The organism is Dietzia cercidiphylli, assembly GCF_039531545.1.
Taxonomy (GTDB): Bacteria; Actinomycetota; Actinomycetes; order Mycobacteriales; family Mycobacteriaceae; genus Dietzia; species Dietzia natronolimnaea.
The window spans coordinates 497046-517571 of record NZ_BAAAQG010000007.1 but is presented as its reverse complement, the minus strand read 5'-3'; the positions used below and the strand labels follow the sequence as shown (position 1 = coordinate 517571).

Sequence of the window (20526 nt, the reverse complement as noted above, 5' to 3'; positions counted from 1 at the left end):
CGCCCCACAAACAAGGCCTGTGCCCCACTTCTCCCCACCGACTTACATCTCTGCAGTTCAGAGCACCCTGTCGACCCGTGACCAGCTGGAGAACCCGCCGGGAGTCACGCCGGAGACGGCCACAGTCGGCGAACAGATGTGGTTCTTGTGACTATTTCACACCCTAGGGGCGAATGATGGGCCCCCGGTGGGGCGAAGTGGAGAGCCGGGGGGCGCACGGTGGGGCGCGCCGACGCAGGGCGACCCGGCATCACCGAGTTCCCACGCGGCCGAGACGCTCGCCGCCGAAATAGGCAGGAGGGGCGAGCGCGGATGCGCTCGCCCCTCCCGGGACGTGATCAGTCGTTCTGGCTACTGCTCGAAGCGACGGCGGAAGCGATCCTCCATGCGAGAGGAGTAGCTCTGGCCCTCGGCCCCCTTGGTGGACGCCTTACCCGTACCCGGCACCCGGGCTCCGCCCGCGGAACCGGCCGACGACGACGCCTTGGACGGCACCGCGCGCATGGCGAGCACACCCGCCGCGAACATCACGAGGAAACCCACGAGACTGAGGACGGGAAACCCGCCCGGTTTGAAGTCGAGTGCCAACCCGCCCACGAGGAGCGCGACCCCCACGAGACCGAGGATCACCACCAGCCCGGCAGGACGGCGGCCACCGGTCCCACCGGTCTTTCGAACAGACGACGCGAACTTGGGGTCGTCGGCGTAGAGCGCATTCTCGATCTCGTCGAGCATGCGCTGCTCGTGCTCTGACAGGGGCACTTCGACCTCCTTAGAACGCTCGCGGTTACGAGCTCGGCCGGCTCGGCCGTGTGACGTCGACCGTCTACGGGGATCAGCCGGTCAAGGGTTGACTCCATCATACGAGCGCGACGCGGTGGTGACCACCGGGATTCCGAGTACGCGGCAGAAGCCCGGTCCACAGGGCGTCCTCGACCTCACGCCGCCGGACCCAGTACTCCCAGCCGCTCGTCGACCAGGTCGAGGAAACGACCGACAGCCCAGAGGAAGTCATCCGCCATGCGGGGTGTGACCGTTCGGGGGAGCCCGTCCTCCACGGCGGCCGCGAGGGCCGAGTAACCGCCGAAGGCGGAGGCCCATTCCGCCAGCTCGGGAACCTCTGCGGCGAGCCGGTGCCACACATCGGACGGGCCCCTGCGACGCGGCCCCGGGGACAGGAGCGCCGCCGCCGCCGAACGCGCCGCCCGGTAGGACTCGAGAAACCGCTCGGCGGGTGACGACGCGGCCAGCGCCCGGCCCCGGTGGACCTCGGCACGACCTGCCCGACCGAGGGACCCGAGGCCACCCCCGCCCGGCGCACGAACTGCGGTTCTCGACGCCATCTCCGCTGCACCTCCCCTTCTGGACCCCACGGTATCGGCGGGGTACGACACAACTGGAGGTCGTGAACGCGCGCACGTGATGAGATGGGGTGGATGGACACCGTGATCACCAGCCTGGACGCCGGGGAGTTCCGTGACCGACTGCCGGAGGCGCTCGGTGTCTACGTCGACGCCATGGGGTACCCGTCCCAGGTGATCCGATCCCGCGCCCCCGCGTGGATGGAGCACAGCCACCGGGAGGGCTGGTCCGGGGTCGCGGCCTTCGAGGCGCCGCGTCGGCGCCTTCTCGGCCACGCCCGTGGGCCCCTGGTCGCCATCTGCTACGGCTACCGGGGCTCACCCGGCCAGTGGTGGTACGAGCAGGTCGCGCGAGGGCTGCGAGAACAGGATCAGCGCCTGCCGACGGACTACGTCGAGTTGACGGAGCTCCACGTCTCCCCCCGCTACCAGGGGCACGGCATAGGCACTGAGTTGCTCCGCAGGTTCCTGTCCGGTCGCACGGAGGGATCCGTGTTGCTCTCGACCCCCGAGGTCCCCGACGAGGCCAACGGGGCGTGGCGGTTGTACCGGTCGATGGGCTTCTCGGATGTGCTCAGGGCCTACAGGTTCGAAGGCGACGCCAGGCCGTTCGCCGTACTCTCGCGGTCGCTCCCCCTCACCCAACACGGAGGCCCGCGTGAACAACAGTCATGACGTCGTGGTGATCGGTTCCGGTCACAACGGCCTGGTCTGCGCCGCCTATCTCGCGCGGGCAGGGCTCGACGTCCACGTGGTGGAGAAGGACACCGTCCTGGGCGGCGCCACCTCCACTGTCGAGCGCTACCCCGGGCACCGCACGGATCGTGGCTCGTCGGCCCACCTGATGATCCGGCACACCGGCATCCCTGAGGAGCTGGACCTGGCCGCCCACGGGCTGAGGTACGTGGACTGTGACCCGTGGGGTTTCGCCCCCGCCCCGCCGGGCAGCGACGCCCCGCCCCTCGTCTTCCACCGCGACCTCGACGAGACCTGTGCGAGCATCGCCGCCGCCTGCGGGCGGGCGGACGCCGACGCCTACCGCGGGTTCGTCCGCCGGTGGGAGGTCCTCGCCGGGCGGATGATGAAGGGGTTCAGCGTTCGCCCCACGGCTCCGCGCCTGGGTTCCGCGTTCCTCGGACGCGACGATCTCCGGGATCCCTTCGGCACGGTCCAGACCTTCCTGTCCTCCGGGGATGCGCTGCTCGACCAGACCTTCACGTCCGAGCGGCTCAAGGCCGCCCTGTCCTGGTTCGGCGCACAGTCCGGACCGCCGATGTCCCATCCCGGCACCGCGCCGATGATCGGCTTCGCCGCGCTCATGCACCAGACCCCTCCCGGCCGTGCGATCGGCGGGTCGGGTGCTCTCGCCGACGCTCTCGTCTCCGCCGTCCGGGCCGGCGGCGGATCGGTCACGGCGGGCGCCGGAGCGACGGCGATCCGCCGCTCGGGGGCCGGTTGGCGGGTGGATACCGCGGGGGGCCCGTCGTTGCACTGCTCGGCCGTCGTCGCGGCCTGTCACGTCCACACCACGCTGGACCTCCTGGCCCACGAACTCCCCGCGGCGGGCCTCGAGGCCTGGCGCCGCAGGATCCGTCCGGGGTTCGGGCTGGGGATGGTCGTCCGGCTGGGTACGACGGATCTGCCCCGGTACCCGGGTGTGCCCACGACCACCAGTGCGCACGGTCTGCAGTTGCTGGTGACGGACCGCCGTCGACTCGACCACCGGTACGGGGTCGCCGCGGCCGGCGGTCTCGACGCCGATCCCGCCGTCCTCGCCATGAGCTTCAGTTCGCTCGACCCCTCGCTGGCGCCGGCGGGTCGGCACGAACTGACACTGTGGTCGCAGTGGCACCCGCGGCACCTGGCGGACGGGCGCTCCTGGTCACAGGCGGGTCCGGGTGAGGCGGACCGGATCATCGCGGCCGCGGAGCGGTTCGCCCCCGGGCTCACCGACTCGATCGTCCACCGTCACGTCCAGACACCGGAGGACCTGGAGACCGAACTCGGCCTGATCGGCGGCAACGTGATGCACGTGGAGATGTCGCTCGATCAGATGCTCCCCATGCGGCCCCACCCGGATCTGGCCGGGCACACCGTCCCCGGCGCCGACGGCGTGTTCCTCGCGGGCGCCTCCACCCATCCCGGCGGGGGTGTCATCGGCACCAGCGGGAGGACGGTGGCGCGGCTCGTCGGTCGCCGACTCGGCACGTCGACGCGGCGTCGGCGCCGCACGCGGGCACAATGACGACCGTGATCGAACCGAGCACCACCGCGACCAGCCCCGTGACGGCCGCACACTCCCCCGCGCGTCGCCGGATCACGGGCGTCACCGCCCTGGTGACGATGCTGTTCGTCCTCACCGGGTGTCTCCAGCTGAACGCCCAGATGAGTGTGCGGAAGGACGACACCGTCTCGGGTCGCATCCTGGTCGCCGGCGACCAGCCGGCACAGGCGGCCGCCCTGGACCGGCTGTCCACTCCGTCCGGCCTCGAGCAGAAGGTGCGGATCACCGCCTACTCCGCGGACGGCTTCACCGGCAGGGAGATCTACTTCACCCAGTTGACCTTCGCAGAGGTCGACGCGCTCTCGCTGGCCATCGAGGTCGAGGGGGCGAGGCCGTACACCCTGGGTTTCCGCCGGAGCGGCGACACGGTGTCCTTCACCGGCTCGGTGGACCTCTCCGGAATACCGGCGGACCGGGCGGATTCCGCGTCCACCCGGGTGGACCTCACGTTCCCCAACCGCATCGGGGAGACGAACGGCACGCTGGGTGGGGGTAACTCCGTGAGCTGGACACCGGCGCCGGGGTCCATCACCCGGATGCAGGCGTCCTCGTCCTACCCGGATCCGGCGACCCGCGGTTTCGCGGTGTGGATGATCGTCGGGATAGGCGCTGCTCTACTGGTGTCGATCGGGACGATCCTGGCCGCCCGGACCTCGCGGGCCCGGTCGGACCGACTCGCGCGCTGATCTCACGGGGAGCCGGCGGGGCGCACGGACCGCGGGAGCACCGCCTCAGGCCCTGGTCGCCCCGACCCCCGGGGACGGGACCATCGACAGGTTGGCCAACACCTCATGCGTGGCACGGGAGAAGTTGAGGGTGTTGAAGTGCAGGCAGGGCACGCCCTCGCCGATCAGACGCTCACAGAGTTCGGTGGCGAACTCGATCCCCACCTCGCGGACCGCGGCACGGTCCTCCTCGGGCCCGTCACCCGCCGCCGCGCGCAACCGGTCGGACAGGCCGTCCGGGAGGGCGCACCCCGACAGTTCCACCATCCGGCGGACCTGACGCAGGCTCGTCACGGGCATGAGCCCGGGGATGATCGGCTTGGCCGCCTGCTCCGGGTCCGCGACCGCGAGACGGTCCCGGAGACGCAGGTAGTGTTCCACGTCCCAGAACATCTGCGTGATCGAGTACTCGGCGCCGGCGCGCAGTTTGTTGAGCAGGATCTCGGTGTCGTGGTCCAGGTCCCGCGCCCGGTAGTGCCCCTCCGGGAAGGACGCGACACCCACGTGGAAGTCCCCGACCTCGTGGATCAGTCGCACGAGCTCCTCCGCGTAGTGCAGACCCTCGGGGTGCGGGGTCCAGTCACCCAACGGGTCCCCGGGGGGGTCCCCCCGGAGGGCGAGGATGTTGGTGACACCGACGTCGGCGTACATCTGGATCATCTCGCGCAGTTCGGCGATCGTGTGCCCCACGGCCGTCAGGTGGGCGATGGGCACCAGGTCGGTCTCGCTGACGACCTTCTCGACGACCCTGACCGTCCGGTCACGGGTGGACCCGCCGGCCCCGTAGGTGACGGACACGAACGCCGCACCCAGTTCGGAGAAGACGGAGGCGGCCCGCCAGAGACGTGCCTCCGCGGCCTCGTCCCGGGGTGGGTAGAACTCGACGGAGAAGGGCACCCTGGGGGTGCTCGACGAGGCGATCCGGTCCACGATGCTCGGGTGTCGGTCGCCGCCCGCTGGGTCGATGTCGGGTAGCTGGGTCACCGGACCAGGGTAGCCCGACACGCGTCGGTGCCGACCTCCGCCCGGCGACTAGGATCACGGTATCGAGGGCTGCCGGGCGGCGGCGCCCGGAAGGGATGGTGACCGTGGTCACGGCGACTCGTCCAGACGACGGAGAGCGGATCCTCGGCGCCCTCCGCCGCCATCTCGACGGACGGCGCCGGGTCGTGTCAGGGGTCGACGAGCGGGTCGACACCCTGGCGGGCCTGCTCGCGGACTTCGTCCTCAGTGGTGGCAAACGGATGCGGCCCCGGTTCGGCCTGGCGGGATGGTCGGCCGTGAGCCCGGCGGACGCCGTCGTCCCGGACGAGATCGTCACCGCCTGCGCGGCACTCGAGCTGATCCAGGCGTGCGCCCTCATCCACGACGACATCGTGGACGCCTCCGACACCCGTCGCGGCCGACCCACCGTCCATCGCTCGATCGAGGCGGCCCACCGGGGACTGGGATGGTCCGGGGACCCCGCCCGGTACGGGGTCTCGCAGGCGATCCTCGTCGGAGACCTGGCCCTGACCTGGGCGGACGAGATGTTCGTGACCTCGGGCGCGGATCCGGCCGCACTCGGCCGGGCGCTCGCGCCCTGGTACGCGATGAAGACCGAGGTGCTCTCGGGTCAGATGCTCGACATCCTCGCGGAATCCTCCGGTGCGACGGACGAGCTGACGCCGGCCCGGATCAACCGGTTCAAGACCGCGGCGTACACCGTCGAGCGGCCGCTCCACATCGGTGCCGAGCTCGCCGGGGCCGGCGCCGACACCGTCGCGGCGCTCCGCGAGTTCGGTGTGGCCGTGGGGCAGGCCTTCCAACTCCGCGATGACATGCTCGGTGTGTTCGGTGACCCCGAGGTCACGGGCAAGCCGTCCGGGGACGACCTCCGTGAGGGCAAGCGCACCCTCCTGTTGGCCAGGGCGACCGCCCTGGCACCGACCGGGGACTCGGATTTCCTGCTCTCGGTCCTGGGCACCGACCTCGACACCGACGACCTCGAGCGGGCTCGCCGGATCCTCGTGGACTCGGGGGCGGTCGCCTCCGTCGAGGCGGAGATCGACACCCTGACCGTGCGGGCCCTGGACGCGATCGGTTCGGACGCGGTGAGCGAGCACGGCCGGGTCACCCTGCGCGACCTGGCCGAGGCCGCCACCCGTCGTCGGGCGTGACGATGGCACCGGGCCCGGCCCCGGGGGCCGTCACGCCCACCTCGTCAGATCCGTCGGCGCGGTCTCGCGCCGCCGTGGTGGCCGGGTCCCTCACCTCCTCCGCCCGCTCCGCCCTGTCCGGCCCCTCGGGTCCCGCCCTGTACCGCGGGATGCTCGGGTCCGCACTCCTGACCCTCGGCGGCTTCGGTGCCGGCGCCCTCCCGGTGGACGGGGGGCCCGCCGCCGCCGTGGGTCTGCTCGGGTTCACCTTCGGCCACGGCGAGGTCCTGGCCCTGACGCTGTGCTGGATCGGCGTGGCCCTGCTGTTCACCGCCTGGCTGGCACTGGGCCCGCGGGCGGTGTCGGGCCGACTCCCCACGCGAGACGCGGTCTGGGCCACCGCGTTGTGGTCGCTCCCGTCACTGCCCGCGGTGCCGATGTTCAGCCGCGACGCGTGGTCGTACCTCGCGCAGGGGGCGATGACCGCCGCGGGGGTCGATCCCTACGAGGTCGGCCCCGAAGCCAACCCGGGACCCTTCACCGACGAGGTCAGCCCCGACTGGCGGTCGACCGCCACTCCCTACGGCCCGCTCCACCTGCTCCTCATGAGGATCGTGGTGGCCGTGTCCGGCGGGCACCCCGCGGTGGGGATCGTCGTCCTGCGCGTGGCGGTGTTGGTGGCACTGGCCGCACTGACCGTGGTGCTGGTGACGGCGGCCCGCCGGACCGGGGTGGACGCGGGGGCCGCGGTCTGGCTGGCGTGCGCGTCGCCGCTGTCGGTGATCCATCTGGCGGGCGGGCTGCACAACGAGATCTTCCCGCTCGTCGCCTGCCTCGGGGCGGTCGTCCTGGCCCTCGACGGTCGCCGGGCGTGGGCGGGCGCGGCGATCGGGATCGCGGTGGCGTTCAAGGCCACCGCGGTGATCGTCGCCCCGTTCCTGCTGTGGATCGCGCTGACCCGGCGGCGCGAGGACCCCTCGGTCACCAGACCGGTGGTCCGGGCCCTCGGGGACACGGCACTGGCCGCCGCCATCGCGGTGGCCGTCCTCGGGCTGGCCACCGTCGCCTCCGGTACCGGGATCGGGTGGTTCGACGCGATCGCCGTGTCCGACAGGGTGATCAACTACCTCAGCGCACCGACCGCGGCAGCGCACCTGTTCCACGCGGTCACCGACTCACCCGGGTTCGAGGACGTGCTCGCGGTGTCCCGGCAGGTCGGGCGGGTGGTCCTCGCCGTGGTCCTGGTGGCCGTGTGGTGGCTCCATCGCCGGGACCGGATGACGGCGCTCCGCGGCATCATGCTGGCGTTGCTGGCCTTCGTCGTGCTCAACTCGCTGGCCTGGCCCTGGTACTACGTCTGGGTGGCCGCGTTCTGGATGCTGGCGAGGCCGGGGCCCCGGGCCACCACGGCAGCGGTCGGGATGACCGTGTTCCTGGTGATGGCGATAGGGCCGAACGGATCGACCAGCCTCTACAGCCCCGTGCTCTCCGGGATCGCGGTGCTCGCCTCACTGGCGGTGGCCTGGTGGTGGTGGCGGGCCACCGGAAGGGTCAGAACGCCATCGCCTGAGCGCGCCGGATGACCTCCCGCGCGCGATGACCGTGGAGCGCGTCCGCGGGGCGACCCGGCAGGCTGTCGTCCTCCGTGAAGAGCCACCGCAGGATCTCCTCGTCGCGGTAACCCCCGTCACGGAGAACCGAGACGAGTCCGGGCAGGAAACGCGCCACCTCGTCGTCGTCGTCCAGGAACACCGCGGGGACCACCACCACCCCGGCACGTCGGACGGCGATCAACCCCCCCTCACGGAGGAGGTCGTGCACACGGGTGACCGGGATGCCCAGTCGCCGCGACACCTCGGGCAGATTGATCGTCTCGACGTCCCCGGGCAGGACGTCATCGCAGTGCGGAACGGTACTCACGGCCACCACGTTAGTCCCAGCGGGGCCCGGCGGTCACCACCGCGGGGCGCACGGCACGGTTGCATACCGAGATCGGGACGCCGACGGGCAGAATGGACTCCATGACCACTCACGACGGGCAGCTACCAGGGCCGGGCACCGTGCTCGACGGGCGCTACCGGCTCGACGCCGTGATCGCACGCGGCGGGATGTCGATCGTGCACCTCGCCACCGACGAGCGGTTGGACCGCCACGTCGCCGTCAAGCTGTTGGACCCCGCCCTCGCCGGCGATCGCGCCTTCGTCGACCGGTTCACCCTCGAGGCGCGCTCGGTCGCGCGGCTCTCCGACCCCGGCATCGTCCAGGTCTTCGACCAGGGGGTCGAGGGGGACACAGCCTTCCTCGTGATGGAGTTGGTCCCGGGCGGCACGCTGCGCGAACTACTGGACGAGCGCGGACCCATGCCCCCGTACGCCGCCGCCGCCGTGCTCCGCCCTCTCCTCGGCGCACTCCGCGAGGCCCACGAGGCCGGGCTGGTCCACCGCGACATCAAGCCAGAGAACGTCCTCATCTCCACCACCGGGGCGGTCAAGCTCGCCGACTTCGGTCTCGTCCGTGCGGTGGCCGAGTCGAGGGCGACCTCGCGGAGCGTGGTGATGGGCACCGCCGCCTACCTCTCCCCCGAGCAGATCTCCGGCGCCGACACCGACGGGCGCTCCGACCTGTACTCACTGGGGGTGCTCGCCTACGAGATGCTCACCGGCGAGCCCCCGTTCAACGGCGACAACTCGATCGCCGTGGCCTACCGGCGCCTGGACACCGACGTCCCGGCGCCCTCCGACCAGTCCGATTCCGTGGCGGAGGACCTCGACCACCTGATCCTCCGGGCGACCCGACGCAGCCGCGAGGACCGCTACCAGGATGCCGGGGAGATGCTCGACGACCTGGACCGGGCGGCCGAGATCGGACGCTTCCCCACCTATGTCGTCCCGGCGCCCCACCAGTCGTCCTGGTCCCGGGCCCGCGCTGCCGCGGCGCGATCGGCGCCCGGCGGTGCCACGGAGTTCGACGCCGCCGATCGCGAGAGCGGCGAGGCGCTCGGCCACGGTGACGGCCCCGTCCCCACACGGATGCACACGAGGGTGGGACTCGACGCGGTCCCGCCGCCCCCCGTCGCCGAGGAGTCCTACGCCCGAGGGGAGGTGGAACCGGTCTCGGACCGGGCGCCCGTCCGCCCTCGACGCAGGCTCGGTCTGCTGTGGCTGGTGGTCGTGCTGGCGGTCGCCATCGCCCTGGCCGTCGCCGGATGGTGGCTCGGGTCCGGCCGTTTCGTCACCGTCCCCGCGGTCCAGGGCATGTCGGTGGGCCAGGCGACCGAGGCCGTGAACGAGGTGGGGTTGTCCGCCTCCACCCGCGACGCGTTCAGTAACGACGTCCCCCGGGCGGGACTGGTCGGGACCGACCCCGAGGCCGGGGCCCGGGTGCCCCGGGGCGAGACGGTCGCGGTCCTGGTCTCCGTGGGCCGCCCGGTCGTGCCCGAGGTGGGTGCCGGACGCGACGTCGACACCGTCTCCGCACTCCTGCGGGAGAACTCGCTCGAACCGGTCCGTGGCGGGACCGAGCACTCCGACTCGGTCCCGGTCGGTCAGGTGGTGGCCCTGGAACCGCGGCCCGGGACGACCGTCGACGTGGGGACCAGGGTGTCGATGGTGACGAGTTCGGGGCCCGCGCCGGTGAGGGTCCCCGATGTGGCGGGCCTCGAGGAGGAGCAGGCACGGGCCGCGCTGGAGGGATCCGGGCTCACCGTCTCGCAGGTCAGACGGGTCTACGACGACGAGGTGGACGGCGGACTGGCCGTGGGCACCGACCCGGACACCGGATCGGACGTCGCCCGGGGAGACGGGGTGACGCTGCTGGTCTCCAACGCCCTCACCGTCCCCGACATCAGGGACGTGCCGCTGGACGAGGCGACGGACGTGCTCAGCAGGGCCGGGTTCACCATCGTCCGCGAGGCACCCGTGACCGACCGCCGGATCTCCGATGGCCGGGTGGTCAGCACCGACCCGCCCGCCGGCCGGCGACTCGACCCCGCGAACGCCGTGCTGCGGGTCGTCCCGTCGAACGCGGTGACCGTCCCCGTGGTCCTGGGGGCCCGGGCCTCGGACGCCCAGCAGACTCTCCGGGACGCGGGGCTCAACCCCACCATCGACACGGGTTCACCGGGCGGGATCGTCTACGGCCAGAACCCCCTGCCCGGGCGGGTCGTGGCACGGGGCAGCGGGGTCGAGATCGACGCACTGGGCTGACGTCGACCGGGCGGCCCCGGGGCCCGGCCGTCCCCGCGAGGCGAGTGTCCCCGGGGCCCGGCCGTCCCCGCGACGCCGCGGCTCAGTTGCGGAGCATCTCCGCCACCAGGTAGGCCAACTCCAGCGACTGCTGGGTGTTGAGCCTCGGGTCGCACGCGGTCTCGTACCGCCCGGCCAGATCGAGGTCGGAGATGTCCTGGGCGCCCCCGAGGCACTCGGTGACGTCCTCACCCGTGAGCTCGATGTGGATGCCGCCCGGGTGCGAGCCGAGGGCGTGATGAACCTCGAAGAAGCCCTGGACCTCGTCGATGATCCGGTCGAAGTGGCGGGTCTTGTAACCGTTCGACGTGGAATGGGTGTTGCCGTGCATCGGGTCGCACTGCCAGATGACCTTGTGTCCCGAGGCCTCGACGGCCTGCACGATCGGCGGGAGCGCGTCCCTGACCTTGTCGTTGCCCATGCGGGAGACCAGGGTCAGACGTCCTGGACGGTTACGCGGGTCGAGCTTCTCCACGTACTCCACCGCGAGTTCCGGGGTGGTCGAGGGGCCGATCTTCAGTCCGATCGGGTTCTCGATGAGTGAGGCGAACGCCACGTGGGCGTCGTCGATCCCACGGGTCCGCTCCCCGATCCACAGGAAGTGGGCCGAGAGGTCGTACAGCCCCTGTTCCGCGTCACCCGTGAGGCCCGTGCCGTCGTCGGCCAGGCGCAACATCGCGCGCTCGTAGTCGAGCACCAGCGCCTCGTGGGAGGAGAAGATGTCCGCCGACCGCAGGTTCTCGTCGGAGACACCGCAGGCGTCCATGAACCGCAGCCCTCGATCGACCTCCGCCGCGAGCGCCTCGTAGCGCGCGCCGGCCGGCGACCCGGCGACGAACTCCATGTTCCACTCGTGCACGCGGTGCAGGTCCGCCGTCCCCGAGGCCGTCAGGGAGCGGACCAGGTTCATGGCCGCGGCGGCGTTGGCGTAGGCGCGGACCAGACGCGACGCGTCGTGCTCACGAGCGGTGTCGTCCGCGTCGAGCCCGTTGACCATGTCCCCGCGGTAGGAGAGCAGGCCGGTGGCGTCCCTGTCGGCGGAGCGCGGTTTGGCATACTGCCCGGCGATCCGGCCGACCTTCACCACCGGCATGGACGCGCCGTAGGTCAGGACGACGGACATCTGCAGGAGCGTGCGGATCACGCCCTTGATGTGCGGCTCGGTGTTGGCCTCGAACGTCTCCGCGCAGTCCCCGCCCTGGAGCAGGAACGCGCGACCGTGCGCGACGTCGGCCAGCCGATCCGAGAGGTGTTCGACCTCCGAGGCCACGCAGATGGGCGGCACGCTCTCGAGGACCTTGCGCATGGCCGCGGCGTGATCGGGATCCCACGACGGTTGCTGCAGCGCGGGTCGCGACAGGGCGTCCGCCAGCAGCCGATCGAGGTCCGCCGAGAGCGGGGGGAGGTCGGGAAGCTGTGCGATGTCGACGTCGACTGTCCAGTTGCTCACCCCGCGAGGATACGCCACCGCCGCCGGCGCGGACCTCAGAGACCCAGGTGGGGCGCCTTCGCCGCGATCGCCCGGAATCTCAAGAACGCATGGCGGGCATCGCCGAGGGCGTCGTGGGCTCCGCCCGGGTGAGGCGGCAGCTCCGGTTGCCCGGCCATCTCCCACAGCTGGCGCACGTCCCGCGTGAACCTCGGCATCGCCGCCGGCAGCTCGGTCATGTCACCCCAGAGCTGACACACCGCGACGTGGTCATAGGCCCCGATCCACGCCCACAGCTCGACCGGCCCGGAGATCGGTGCGGTGACGAAGTCGTACAACCCGTCCCGGATCCCCGACCGCGACATCCAGGCCGGCGAGGAGGGATTGGGCAGCTTGGGCAGGACGTTCCGCCGGACCCACGGGCCGGCCTTGGCCTGGTCGAAATCCGTGGAGACCGCGTAGAACTCGCGTCCGTCCTCCGCCACCACCCCCACCGACACCAGGTCGATGGTGGTGCCGTCCTCGATGAACTCACAATCGTAGAAGTAGCGCACCGGCGTCAGCGCTGTCCCTCGACGGGCTGGTCGAGGAGGTTGCGTCCCGACTTGCGCACCGCCTCGTAGCGCTTCTTCATCTCCGCGCCGTAGGTGTCGTGGACATACTCCTGACCCGTCAACGCCTGGATGCGCCGCATGAACTCATCGGTGATCTCCCGCTCGGCCACGCGGTCGCCCTCCCGCCCGGCCCACGGCGTCAGGTCGAGTGGTTCCCCGATCATCACCCGGACCCGGGTCCGGCGGTGGGGTCGGTTGACCTTGCGGATGTACTCACCCGTCCCGATCACGCCCACGGGGACGATCGGGACCCCGGCGCGCAGCGCGAGCCGGGCGGGCCCGGTCTTGCCGCGGTACAACCGCCCGTCCGGGGACCGGGTCCCCTCCGGGTAGACGCACAGGATCTGACCCGACGAGAGGACCTCGAGGCCCGCGTTGAGAGCGGCCTGGGCGGCATCGGCGTCGGTGCGGTCGATCGGGTACTGACCGGTCCCCGCGAAGAACCACCTGCTGAGCATGCCGCGGATCCCGGTGCCGGTGAAGTAGTCGCTCTTCGCCAGGAACGTGACCCGCCGGGGAAGGAGGAGCGGGGTGAACAGCCAGTCGGCCACCGACTCGTGATTGCCCACGAGAACCGCCGCCCCGCTGGTCGGGAAGTTCTCCCGGCCGGTGATGACCGGCCTACTGGTCAGCCGCAGGAAGGGCCCGATGATCACGTACTTGAACAGCCAGTACAGCAACTTGGGTCACCGGACCTTCCGTCGTTGGGAGTTGACGGAGCGGATACTACCCGGATCGGTCCGCGAATCCGGACGGGACGAGATTCGGTGGCCACAGCTCGGGATCCGGGACGAAGCTGGCGATCACGGCGCGCGCCCCGGGGTCGAAGTGCGAGGCGACGAGGGTGCACCGGGACAGCAACGCGGGGAGCCTCACCACCGTCCGGACACCGTCGAGGTCCAGGCGCAGCTCGTCGCCCTCGACCGAGGGCGGGGTCGTCGGACGGTCCGGCACCGGGCACTCCACCCGGTATCCGCCACTACCGTCCGGGGAGACGGAGGGTGTGACCGCCCCGCGTGCGAGTGCCGCCAGCGCCGCGGTCCGGCCCGGGGCGCTCCCGGCGACCATCACCTCGACGGGCCCCGCGAGGAACGTCGAGACCTCCGCCGCGAGGAGGGACAGTCGGTGCGCCTCGCGGGTCCGGGCGTCCGCGCGGTCACCTGCGGCCATCGAGGCGAACCGCACGTGCGCGGGCCAACGAGACTCCACGAACGCGGTCAGCTCCCCCGCCGCCGCGATCCTCCGGACCGCCGCGAGGTCACCGTCGAGTTCCACCACCACCACGTCCCACACTCCCGCGGCGGCCGCCCGCCGGGCGTACTCCCATCCCAGGACAGCGGCGAGGGGCGCGTCCCCTCCGGCGGCCAGCGCCGCGAGCACGTCGTCGTCCGGATCCACCGCACCGGACCTGTACGACTCGAGTCTCGCGGTGGCGTCGTCCGCCCGGACCTCCACGGGCCCCTCGTCGGTCGTGTCCAGCCGCGGATCCACCGCACCGGGGTCCCCGGTCAGGATGAGAGCCGTTCCGCCCGCGTCGAGCAGGAACTGCGCGGTCACCTCCGACCTGGCCGGGGGGTCGCCCCCCATGACGATCGCGACCCTGGCGCCGGTCACCGCGACTCGGCCCGGCGCTTGAGTTCACGCAGGGCCTCGGAGAGGATCCGCCGTTCGGCCCGGTCGCGGAGCCGGCCGATCACCGGCACCACGAGTTCTATCTCCAGCTCGTAGTCGACCCTGGTGCCGCCCTCGACCGGTTCGAGGCGATAGGAGCCCTTCTGCGCACGTTGCAGCGCCGAGCTCTCCAGCCTCCACTCGACGACCCTGTGGTCCGCCGACCAGGAGTAGGCGAGGACGTAGTCGTCGACGATCGCGCCCGCCTCCAGGGCGAACCGGACCCGGTCCGGACGACCGTCCGCGCCGACGGACAGGACCTCGGCGACCCGGATCGACGTGGACCATTCGGGATACGAGTCGAAGTCCGAGATGACGGCCATCACGTCCTCGACCGTCGCGTCGATCACGGTGGAGTCGCTGGTCGGCCACACCTCGGGGGCGCCGTTGTCCTCGCTCATATCCCCCAGCTTCACATATCTTCGGCCGGGATGCGCCCTGGCGACCGGCGCCCGGGCACACGGGTGACGTGGATGCCGACCGGCCCCGGGGATAGTGTGTCCTCACTGCGATTAGACCATCGATCGTCTCCACCAGGAGGACCCTTTGCGCGAATACGTCGCCGCCCCCGCCACTTTCACCGTCCCCGACGACTGGTCCTGCGCCCAGGCGGCCTACGACCGCGCGGAGCGGACGCCGGACAACGTGGCGTTCCAGCGGCCGGTCGACGGTCGGTGGACGGATGTCACCAACCGGGAGTTCGCCGAGACGGTCCGCGTGGTGGGTCGGGGTCTCGTCGCCCGAGGCGTCCAGGCCGGGGACAGGGTCGCCCTCCTGTGCTCGACCCGATACGAGTGGAACGTGATCGACTTCGCGATCTGGGCCGCCGGCGCGGTCACGGTGCCCGTCTACGACAGCTCCTCGGCCGAGCAGATCCGGTGGATCATGGAGGATTCGGGCGCCCGGCTCGCCATCGTCGAGAAGGAGACCCACGCCGCCACCACCCGCGAGGGGATCAGCGGGCTGGAGGCGGCCCCCGACGTCCTCGTGATCGAAGGAGACACCCCCGCGTTGGACGCCCTCGCCGCGGGTGCGACCGAGGTGCCCGACGCGGTACTCGACGAACGGCGCGCCGGGGTGACCGCCGACTCCCCCGCGACGTTGATCTACACCTCGGGCACCACCGGACGCCCCAAGGGGTGCATGCTCACCCACCGCAACTTCATGTCCGAGGCCCTCGCGGTCCTCGAGACGCCGTTGAACCAGTACCTCCGCCAGGACGCGACCACCGTCATGTTCCTGCCCCTGGCCCACGTGCTGGCCCGCGCCATCACCTACGCCGGGTTCCACGCGGGTGTCCGCATCGCCCACTCGTCGGACCTGACCAATCTCGTGGACACGTTCTCCGAGATGCAGCCCCACTACATCCTGGCCGTCCCGCGCGTGTTCCAGAAGGTCTTCAACAAGGCCCAGGCCACCGCCCAGGACGGCGGCACCGTCAAGGCCTGGATGTTCGACAAGGCCACCGACACCGCGGTCGCGTACTCCAAGGCCAACCGCAGTGGACGCGTCGGGCCGCTGCTCAGGCTTCGCCACGCCCTGTTCGCCAAGCTCGTCTACGCCAAGCTCGTCGCGGCGCTCGGCGGCCGCTGTGAGATCGCCATCTCGGGTGGGGCGCCCCTCGGTGAGCGCCTGACGCACTTCTTCGACGGCATCGGTGTCAACATCTTCGAGGGATACGGCCTCACCGAGACGTGCGCCGCGATCGCGGTCAACACCCCCGGTCAGATGCGTATCGGCACCGTCGGCCAGCCGCTGCCCGGGTGTGCGGTCCGGATCGCACCTGACGGTGAGGTCGAGGTGAGCGGCCCGGTGGTGACCTCCGGCTACTGGCGTAACGAGCGCGCCACCGCCGAGGCGTTCTCCGACGGGTGGTTCAGGACCGGGGACCTCGGGTCCCTGGACGAGGACGGCTACCTGACCATCACCGGTCGCAAGAAGGAGATCATCGTCACCGCCGGGGGCAAGAACGTCGCCCCGAGCCAGCTCGAGGACGCGCTCCGGGCCGACCCGCTCGTGGCCGAGGCGGTGTGCGTGGGCGACGGCAAGCCGTTCATCTCGGTGCTGCTCACCCTCGACCCGGAGGCACTGGAGCGGTGGAAGGCCCACCACGGTAAGACCGGCTCGCTGTACGAGCTGCTCCGGGACGCGGACATGATCGAGCATCTCGACCAGGCGCTGTCCCGGGCCAACCGGACCGTCTCCCACTCCGAGGCGATCAAAAAGTACCACGTGCTACCCGACCAGTTCACCGAGGAGACCGGGGAGCTCACCGCCTCGCTCAAGGTCAAGCGGAACGTGGTGCACCAGAAGTTCGCGGCCCAGATCGAGGACCTCTACGCCTGACCCACGGCCGGGTCGGGGTTCGAGCCGGGGCTAGTCGCCGGAGAGCACCCGCCGCATGTCGCGTGCCAGGTCCTCCCAGCGCCACGACCCGAGAACCCAGGAGCGTCCGCGGACGCCCATCGCGGAGGCGCGTGGCCGGTCCGAGAGCAGACCGGCCACGGCCTCGACGATCTCGCCGTCCGAGGTCCCGTCCACCACGAGACCGGTGCTCCCGTCCACGACGGTCTCCGGAGCGCCACCACTCCGGCCGGCCACCACGGGGACACCGCAGGCGGACGCCTCCAGGTACACGATCCCCAGCCCCTCCACGTCCAGTCCCCCGCCCCGGGTGCGGCACGGCATGGCGAACACGTCCGCCATCCGGTGGTGGTCGACGATCTCGTCCGCCGGGATCCGACCGGTGAAGATCACCCGGTCGGACACCCCGTGCCTGCGGGCCAGACCCTCGAGCGTGCGACGGTACGGACCACCCCCGACGACGACGAGGACCGCTCCCGGAACGCGGCGGGCGATCTCGGGCAACGAGCGGATGAGCGCGTCCTGACCCTTGCGCGGGACGAGTCGTGAGAGACACACGATCACCTCCCGGTCCGCCACCCCGTAGCGTTCCCGGATCGCCCTACGCCGCACGGGATCGGGACGGAACCTGGCCGTGTCGACGCCTCCGGGCTGGTGCACGAGTCGGGCGTGTGGACCGAACGCCGCCGCGAAGCGACGTCTCGTGTAGTCACTCACGTAGGTGACGGCGTCGGTGGACTCCCCGATCAGCCTGAGCACCTGCCGCGAACCCGGCAGCATCGACCACCCCACCTCGTGACCGTGGGTGCTGGCGACGATCCGCTCGACGGGCCCCTCCCGGAGGACGGGCGCCATCACGGCCAGCGGCGCCGCCGCACCGAACCACACCGTGCTCGCCCCGAAGTCCGAGGCGAGCCTCCGCGCACGCACCGCGAGCTCCGGCGTGGGCAGCAGCATCTCCGTCGGCACCCTCTCGACCAGGTAGGGACGGGAGTCGTCGTAGTCGGTCGAGTCGCTACCCCGGAACGTCGAGGCGAGGACCGCCACGTCCTCGGGATCGAGATGCGCCAGATAGGTCTCCAGGTACGACTGGATGCCGCCGGGTCGCGGCGGATAGTCGTTGGTGATCAGCAGGGTCTTCGTCATCACGTCCGAGACTGCCACAGTGTCCGGGTCTCCCCCGCCCGGCGTCCCCGCGTCAGTACCGTCGGATCCCGCTGATCGGCATCGCGTCGACCTTGTCGAGTTTGACCGGGACCCCATAGGTCGACGCGTGCAGCACCAGTCCGTCGCCGGCATACATGCCGACGTGGGTCGCCCCCGGGTAGTAGATGACGAGGTCGCCCGGTTGGATGTCGGCCATCGCGACGGGTGCGCCCGACACCGCCTGCGCCTGACTCGACCGCGGTAGCGTCTTCCCCTCCTGCGCGTACGCCCACACCATGAGTCCCGAGCAGTCGAACTCCTCCGCGCCGGTCGCCCCCCAGGAGTACGGGGAACCGAGCCGGGTGAGAGCCACCTTCAGCGCCGCGGTGTTGACGCCGTCGACAGCCGGGGCGACGTAACCGGGCGGGACCAAAGGGCCGCCGGCCCAGACTGCACGCTGCGCGTCCGAGAGGGCGTCGACACGACGTCTCACCTCATCGATCCGCGCCCGCATCTCCTCCGAGCGCCGGTCGAGCTCATCCGCCCGACCCTGTGCGTCCCGGGCCGAGGCCCGCGCGATCTCCGATGCCACGTCCGCGTCCCTGCGGAGGCGGGCGGCCTCAGCCGAGGCGGCACGCGAGGCGTCCAGGGCGCTGGTGGTGGTGCCGGACAGCCGCTGCAGCGTTCCGAGCCGGTCGACCAGGTCGCGGGGACTCTCGGCGAGGACGGCGGCCCGTGTCGCCCCGGTGTCGCCCCCGCGATAGCGCACGGTCGCGAGTCGATCCACCAGGGACTGGTCGCGCGAGGCACCGGCGTCGGCGACCACGGCGAGCCCGGCGGCGACCCCGGCCTCGCGTTCGCGTCGTTCCCGTTCGGCGTCGGCCCGCTCGAGTTCCGCGCGCGCCAGATGGAGCTCCTCACCGAGCGCTCCGGCCTCCGCGGACAACCTCGCCAGCTCCGCCAGGTCCTCACCGGGTGCGTCATCCGTCGAATCGACACCGGCCCGTGCGGTGCTCTGCCCCGGGCCCCCCGCCTGCGCCGGCCCCACCACCCGGGTGGGGTCCGCGGTCTGAGCCGACACCGTCACGACCCCGGAACTCAGGACAACGAGAGCGGCCACGATGAGGGCGACCGGCCGGGCTCTGGGGGTCATGGGCAATTGTGACACTCTCGGATCGCTGTTCAGTGACGAGCGGAACGCGGCGGGGGCACCGTCAGACTCCGTTGCCGAGATGGTACAGACGACGAACCCCGCCGGTACCGGTTACGTGACCGGCGTTCGGCGGGGTTCGCGGACGTGCGTGGTGCGAGACGGCTCAGTAGTAGCGGGTCGCACCGTAGAACGGCATGGAGTCCACCGGCGCGTAGCTCACAGAGGTGCCGGAGTACGGGGCATGGACGACCTGGCCGTTGCCGGCGTAGATCCCCACGTGGCTGGCGCCGCTGTAGAAGGCGACGATGTCCCCGGGCTGCAGGTCGGCCTTGGAGACCTGGGTCCCGCCGCCGATCTGGGCCTGGCTGGTGCGCGGGATGGAGATTCCCGCCTCCTTGTACGCCCACGAGGTCAGGCCCGAGCAGTCGAACGAGTTGGGGCCGGTGGCGCCCCAGACGTACGGCGAACCGACGCGGGTGCTGGCGGCGTCGAGGATGCGCTGACCGGTGGAGATCTGCGGCGCCGGGGCGGCGAACTCGACGGGGGCCGCCTGTGCGGCGGCGGCCTGGGCCAGGCCGGCCGGGAGGGCGATGCCCTCAGGGAGGTCGACGGTGACCTGTGCGGGCACACCGGGCAGACGCAGCTCGACGGGGACGTCGACGGTCACCGGCGCGGCGGCCGCGGTCCCGGCGCCGGCGATGGCGGCTCCGGCCGCGAGCAGTCCTGCGGTGGCGACACGACGCCCGGTCGAGTTGGCCTTGATGCTGTGGGCTCCCACGAGAGTGATTTCCTCTTTCTTCCTGGACACCGACCGGGTTAGCTGACGGGTTCGGACACGGAAGTCTGTCCTACGCCCGGACCTCTCGGCCCTCGGGCGATTCACCCCAGTGGAACGTGGTTCCCCGGTGCACCGTGGTTGGCGCTTTGGTGGTGACCCCGGCCCCCCACCGGCGGGCGGGTGATGACTTCCGAGGTCTCGAAAAGGTTACGAAACCATCTCGTCGAAGTCCAGTCCATCCGCTAGGCGGCCGTCTCCGAGGCCATGATCTCGACCGTCGAGACCATTCCGAGCTCCATGAGCACCTCGATCGCCGAACGCACCTCCGGCTCCAGGACGTACCCACACGACTCCTCGGAAAGCGCGTCCACCTGCGACTCTCCGGCCAGGAGCACCGAGACGACGCAGTCCTCACACCGGCGCGGGCGGGCCGGGCACCGTGAGCAGTCCATCGAGAACATGATCTACATCACACTCCGTCCTGGGCGTGTTGCCCATTCGTTACCGGGCCGCGATCTACGGCTCGAGGCCGACCGTAACGGCGGGGTACGACATCCCCCTCCGCGGCGGCGGGCCGCACCCGGCCTCCGCCACGACCGTCCGCCCCGCCACTGTCGGA

20 protein-coding genes and 1 riboswitch are annotated in these 20526 nt (G+C 71.4%); of the genes, 7 read left to right on the top strand and 13 right to left on the bottom strand.

Features of this window, described 5'->3' with window-relative positions; all coding sequences use genetic code 11:
* Positions 1–351: 351 nt before the first annotated feature.
* Together ABD250_RS08725 and ABD250_RS08720 are read right to left on the bottom strand one after the other, a co-directional pair.
* On the bottom strand, positions 352–762 hold the full coding sequence (locus tag ABD250_RS08725; protein ID WP_179525057.1) for a DUF3040 domain-containing protein: 411 nt from the start codon (positions 760–762) through the stop codon (positions 352–354).
* 176 nt (positions 763–938) lie between these two features.
* Positions 939–1343 (bottom strand): SAV_6107 family HEPN domain-containing protein, encoded by a 405-nt coding sequence (locus tag ABD250_RS08720; protein WP_179525056.1) that lies wholly within the window; start codon positions 1341–1343, stop codon positions 939–941.
* A gap of 93 nt (positions 1344–1436) precedes the next feature.
* Here ABD250_RS08720 and ABD250_RS08715 point away from each other — a divergent pair, with 93 nt between their 5' ends.
* From ABD250_RS08715 to ABD250_RS08705, 3 genes are read left to right on the top strand one after another with little or no spacing between them, the layout of a single operon-like run.
* Positions 1437–2036: a GNAT family N-acetyltransferase gene (locus ABD250_RS08715; RefSeq protein WP_179525055.1), complete on the top strand. Its 600-nt coding sequence runs from the start codon at positions 1437–1439 to the stop codon at positions 2034–2036.
* A complete protein-coding gene (locus ABD250_RS08710; protein ID WP_179525054.1) occupies positions 2020–3606 on the top strand; it encodes a phytoene desaturase family protein in 1587 nt (528 codons plus the stop codon). The genes ABD250_RS08715 and ABD250_RS08710 overlap by 17 nt, the downstream gene beginning before the upstream one ends.
* Positions 3603–4331, top strand: a complete 729-nt coding sequence (locus ABD250_RS08705) for an LppM family (lipo)protein (RefSeq protein WP_182657945.1) — start codon at positions 3603–3605, stop codon at positions 4329–4331. Before ABD250_RS08710 ends, ABD250_RS08705 begins: the two co-directional genes overlap by 4 nt.
* 45 nt (positions 4332–4376) lie before the next feature.
* Here the strand turns inward: ABD250_RS08705 and metF are convergent, their stop codons facing one another.
* The gene (metF, locus tag ABD250_RS08700; protein ID WP_182657946.1) at positions 4377–5354 is read right to left on the bottom strand and encodes a methylenetetrahydrofolate reductase [NAD(P)H]; all 978 of its coding nucleotides are present in this window, start codon (positions 5352–5354) and stop codon (positions 4377–4379) included.
* A gap of 95 nt (positions 5355–5449) precedes the next feature.
* Between metF and ABD250_RS08695 the strand changes: the two genes are divergently transcribed.
* Positions 5450–6529, top strand: coding sequence for a polyprenyl synthetase family protein (locus tag ABD250_RS08695; protein ID WP_182657947.1), 1080 nt, complete (start codon positions 5450–5452; stop codon positions 6527–6529).
* A 2-nt stretch (positions 6530–6531) separates the two neighbouring features.
* Positions 6532–8091 (top strand): polyprenol phosphomannose-dependent alpha 1,6 mannosyltransferase MptB, encoded by a 1560-nt coding sequence (mptB, locus tag ABD250_RS08690; protein ID WP_344391765.1) that lies wholly within the window; start codon positions 6532–6534, stop codon positions 8089–8091.
* On the opposite strand, the gene ABD250_RS08685 is transcribed toward mptB, so the two are convergent.
* The gene (locus ABD250_RS08685) at positions 8060–8428 is read right to left on the bottom strand and encodes an Rv2175c family DNA-binding protein (RefSeq protein ID WP_179525049.1); all 369 of its coding nucleotides are present in this window, start codon (positions 8426–8428) and stop codon (positions 8060–8062) included. The two genes, mptB and ABD250_RS08685, sit on opposite strands and share 32 nt — an antisense overlap.
* Before the next feature lie 92 nt (positions 8429–8520).
* Between ABD250_RS08685 and pknB the strand changes: the two genes are divergently transcribed.
* Positions 8521–10713: a Stk1 family PASTA domain-containing Ser/Thr kinase gene (gene pknB, locus ABD250_RS08680; protein ID WP_182659327.1), complete on the top strand. Its 2193-nt coding sequence runs from the start codon at positions 8521–8523 to the stop codon at positions 10711–10713.
* Between the two features lie 82 nt (positions 10714–10795).
* Here pknB and ABD250_RS08675 read toward each other — a convergent pair whose 3' ends face one another.
* The 5 genes from ABD250_RS08675 to ABD250_RS08655 are packed head-to-tail and all read right to left on the bottom strand — an operon-like array spanning position 10796 to position 14867.
* Positions 10796–12202 (bottom strand): class II 3-deoxy-7-phosphoheptulonate synthase, encoded by a 1407-nt coding sequence (locus ABD250_RS08675; protein WP_179525047.1) that lies wholly within the window; start codon positions 12200–12202, stop codon positions 10796–10798.
* Between the two features lie 35 nt (positions 12203–12237).
* Positions 12238–12735 (bottom strand): polyadenylate-specific 3'-exoribonuclease AS, encoded by a 498-nt coding sequence (locus tag ABD250_RS08670; protein WP_179525046.1) that lies wholly within the window; start codon positions 12733–12735, stop codon positions 12238–12240.
* A gap of 5 nt (positions 12736–12740) precedes the next feature.
* Entirely contained in the window at positions 12741–13475 is a 735-nt protein-coding gene (locus ABD250_RS08665) for a lysophospholipid acyltransferase family protein (protein ID WP_179525045.1), read from the bottom strand.
* A gap of 46 nt (positions 13476–13521) precedes the next feature.
* Positions 13522–14352 carry a hypothetical protein gene (locus tag ABD250_RS08660; protein ID WP_338404239.1) on the bottom strand — a complete coding sequence of 277 codons (831 nt, stop codon included), beginning with the start codon at positions 14350–14352 and terminating at the stop codon, positions 13522–13524.
* Between the two features lie 53 nt (positions 14353–14405).
* Positions 14406–14867: an SRPBCC family protein gene (locus tag ABD250_RS08655; protein WP_182609375.1), complete on the bottom strand. Its 462-nt coding sequence runs from the start codon at positions 14865–14867 to the stop codon at positions 14406–14408.
* Between the two features lie 145 nt (positions 14868–15012).
* Between ABD250_RS08655 and ABD250_RS08650 the strand changes: the two genes are divergently transcribed.
* A complete protein-coding gene (locus ABD250_RS08650; protein ID WP_179525042.1) occupies positions 15013–16812 on the top strand; it encodes an AMP-dependent synthetase/ligase in 1800 nt (599 codons plus the stop codon).
* A 30-nt stretch (positions 16813–16842) separates the two neighbouring features.
* On the opposite strand, the gene ABD250_RS08645 is transcribed toward ABD250_RS08650, so the two are convergent.
* The 4 genes from ABD250_RS08645 to ABD250_RS08630 all read right to left on the bottom strand — a co-directional run bounded on the left by ABD250_RS08645 (position 16843) and on the right by ABD250_RS08630 (position 20359).
* Positions 16843–17976: a glycosyltransferase family 4 protein gene (locus ABD250_RS08645; RefSeq protein ID WP_182659329.1), complete on the bottom strand. Its 1134-nt coding sequence runs from the start codon at positions 17974–17976 to the stop codon at positions 16843–16845.
* Between the two features lie 52 nt (positions 17977–18028).
* Positions 18029–19129: an NlpC/P60 family protein gene (locus ABD250_RS08640; RefSeq protein WP_344391759.1), complete on the bottom strand. Its 1101-nt coding sequence runs from the start codon at positions 19127–19129 to the stop codon at positions 18029–18031.
* A 163-nt stretch (positions 19130–19292) separates the two neighbouring features.
* Positions 19293–19907 carry an NlpC/P60 family protein gene (locus ABD250_RS08635; RefSeq protein WP_179525039.1) on the bottom strand — a complete coding sequence of 205 codons (615 nt, stop codon included), beginning with the start codon at positions 19905–19907 and terminating at the stop codon, positions 19293–19295.
* 13 nt (positions 19908–19920) lie between these two features.
* Positions 19921–20069, bottom strand: a riboswitch (cyclic di-AMP (ydaO/yuaA leader).
* A gap of 80 nt (positions 20070–20149) precedes the next feature.
* Entirely contained in the window at positions 20150–20359 is a 210-nt protein-coding gene (locus ABD250_RS08630) for a hypothetical protein (RefSeq protein ID WP_241730472.1), read from the bottom strand.
* Between the last annotated feature and the right edge of the window lie 167 nt (positions 20360–20526).

What these genes read in the sequence shown, in the direction of transcription:
- ABD250_RS08695 (WP_182657947.1), top strand. Translation starts at nt 5,450, where the DNA reads ATGGTGACCGTGGTCACGGCGACTCGTCCAGACGACGGAGAGCGGATC.
- ABD250_RS08715 (WP_179525055.1), top strand. Translation starts at nt 1,437, where the DNA reads ATGGACACCGTGATCACCAGCCTGGACGCCGGGGAGTTCCGTGACCGA.
- ABD250_RS08720 (WP_179525056.1), bottom strand. Translation starts at nt 1,343, where the DNA reads ATGGCGTCGAGAACCGCAGTTCGTGCGCCGGGCGGGGGTGGCCTCGGG.
- ABD250_RS08640 (WP_344391759.1), bottom strand. Translation starts at nt 19,129, where the DNA reads ATGACCCCCAGAGCCCGGCCGGTCGCCCTCATCGTGGCCGCTCTCGTT.
- ABD250_RS08630 (WP_241730472.1), bottom strand. Translation starts at nt 20,359, where the DNA reads ATGGACTGCTCACGGTGCCCGGCCCGCCCGCGCCGGTGTGAGGACTGC.
- mptB (WP_344391765.1), top strand. Translation starts at nt 6,532, where the DNA reads ATGGCACCGGGCCCGGCCCCGGGGGCCGTCACGCCCACCTCGTCAGAT.
- ABD250_RS08705 (WP_182657945.1), top strand. Translation starts at nt 3,603, where the DNA reads ATGACGACCGTGATCGAACCGAGCACCACCGCGACCAGCCCCGTGACG.
- ABD250_RS08645 (WP_182659329.1), bottom strand. Translation starts at nt 17,976, where the DNA reads ATGACGAAGACCCTGCTGATCACCAACGACTATCCGCCGCGACCCGGC.
- pknB (WP_182659327.1), top strand. Translation starts at nt 8,521, where the DNA reads ATGGACTCCATGACCACTCACGACGGGCAGCTACCAGGGCCGGGCACC.
- ABD250_RS08655 (WP_182609375.1), bottom strand. Translation starts at nt 14,867, where the DNA reads ATGAGCGAGGACAACGGCGCCCCCGAGGTGTGGCCGACCAGCGACTCC.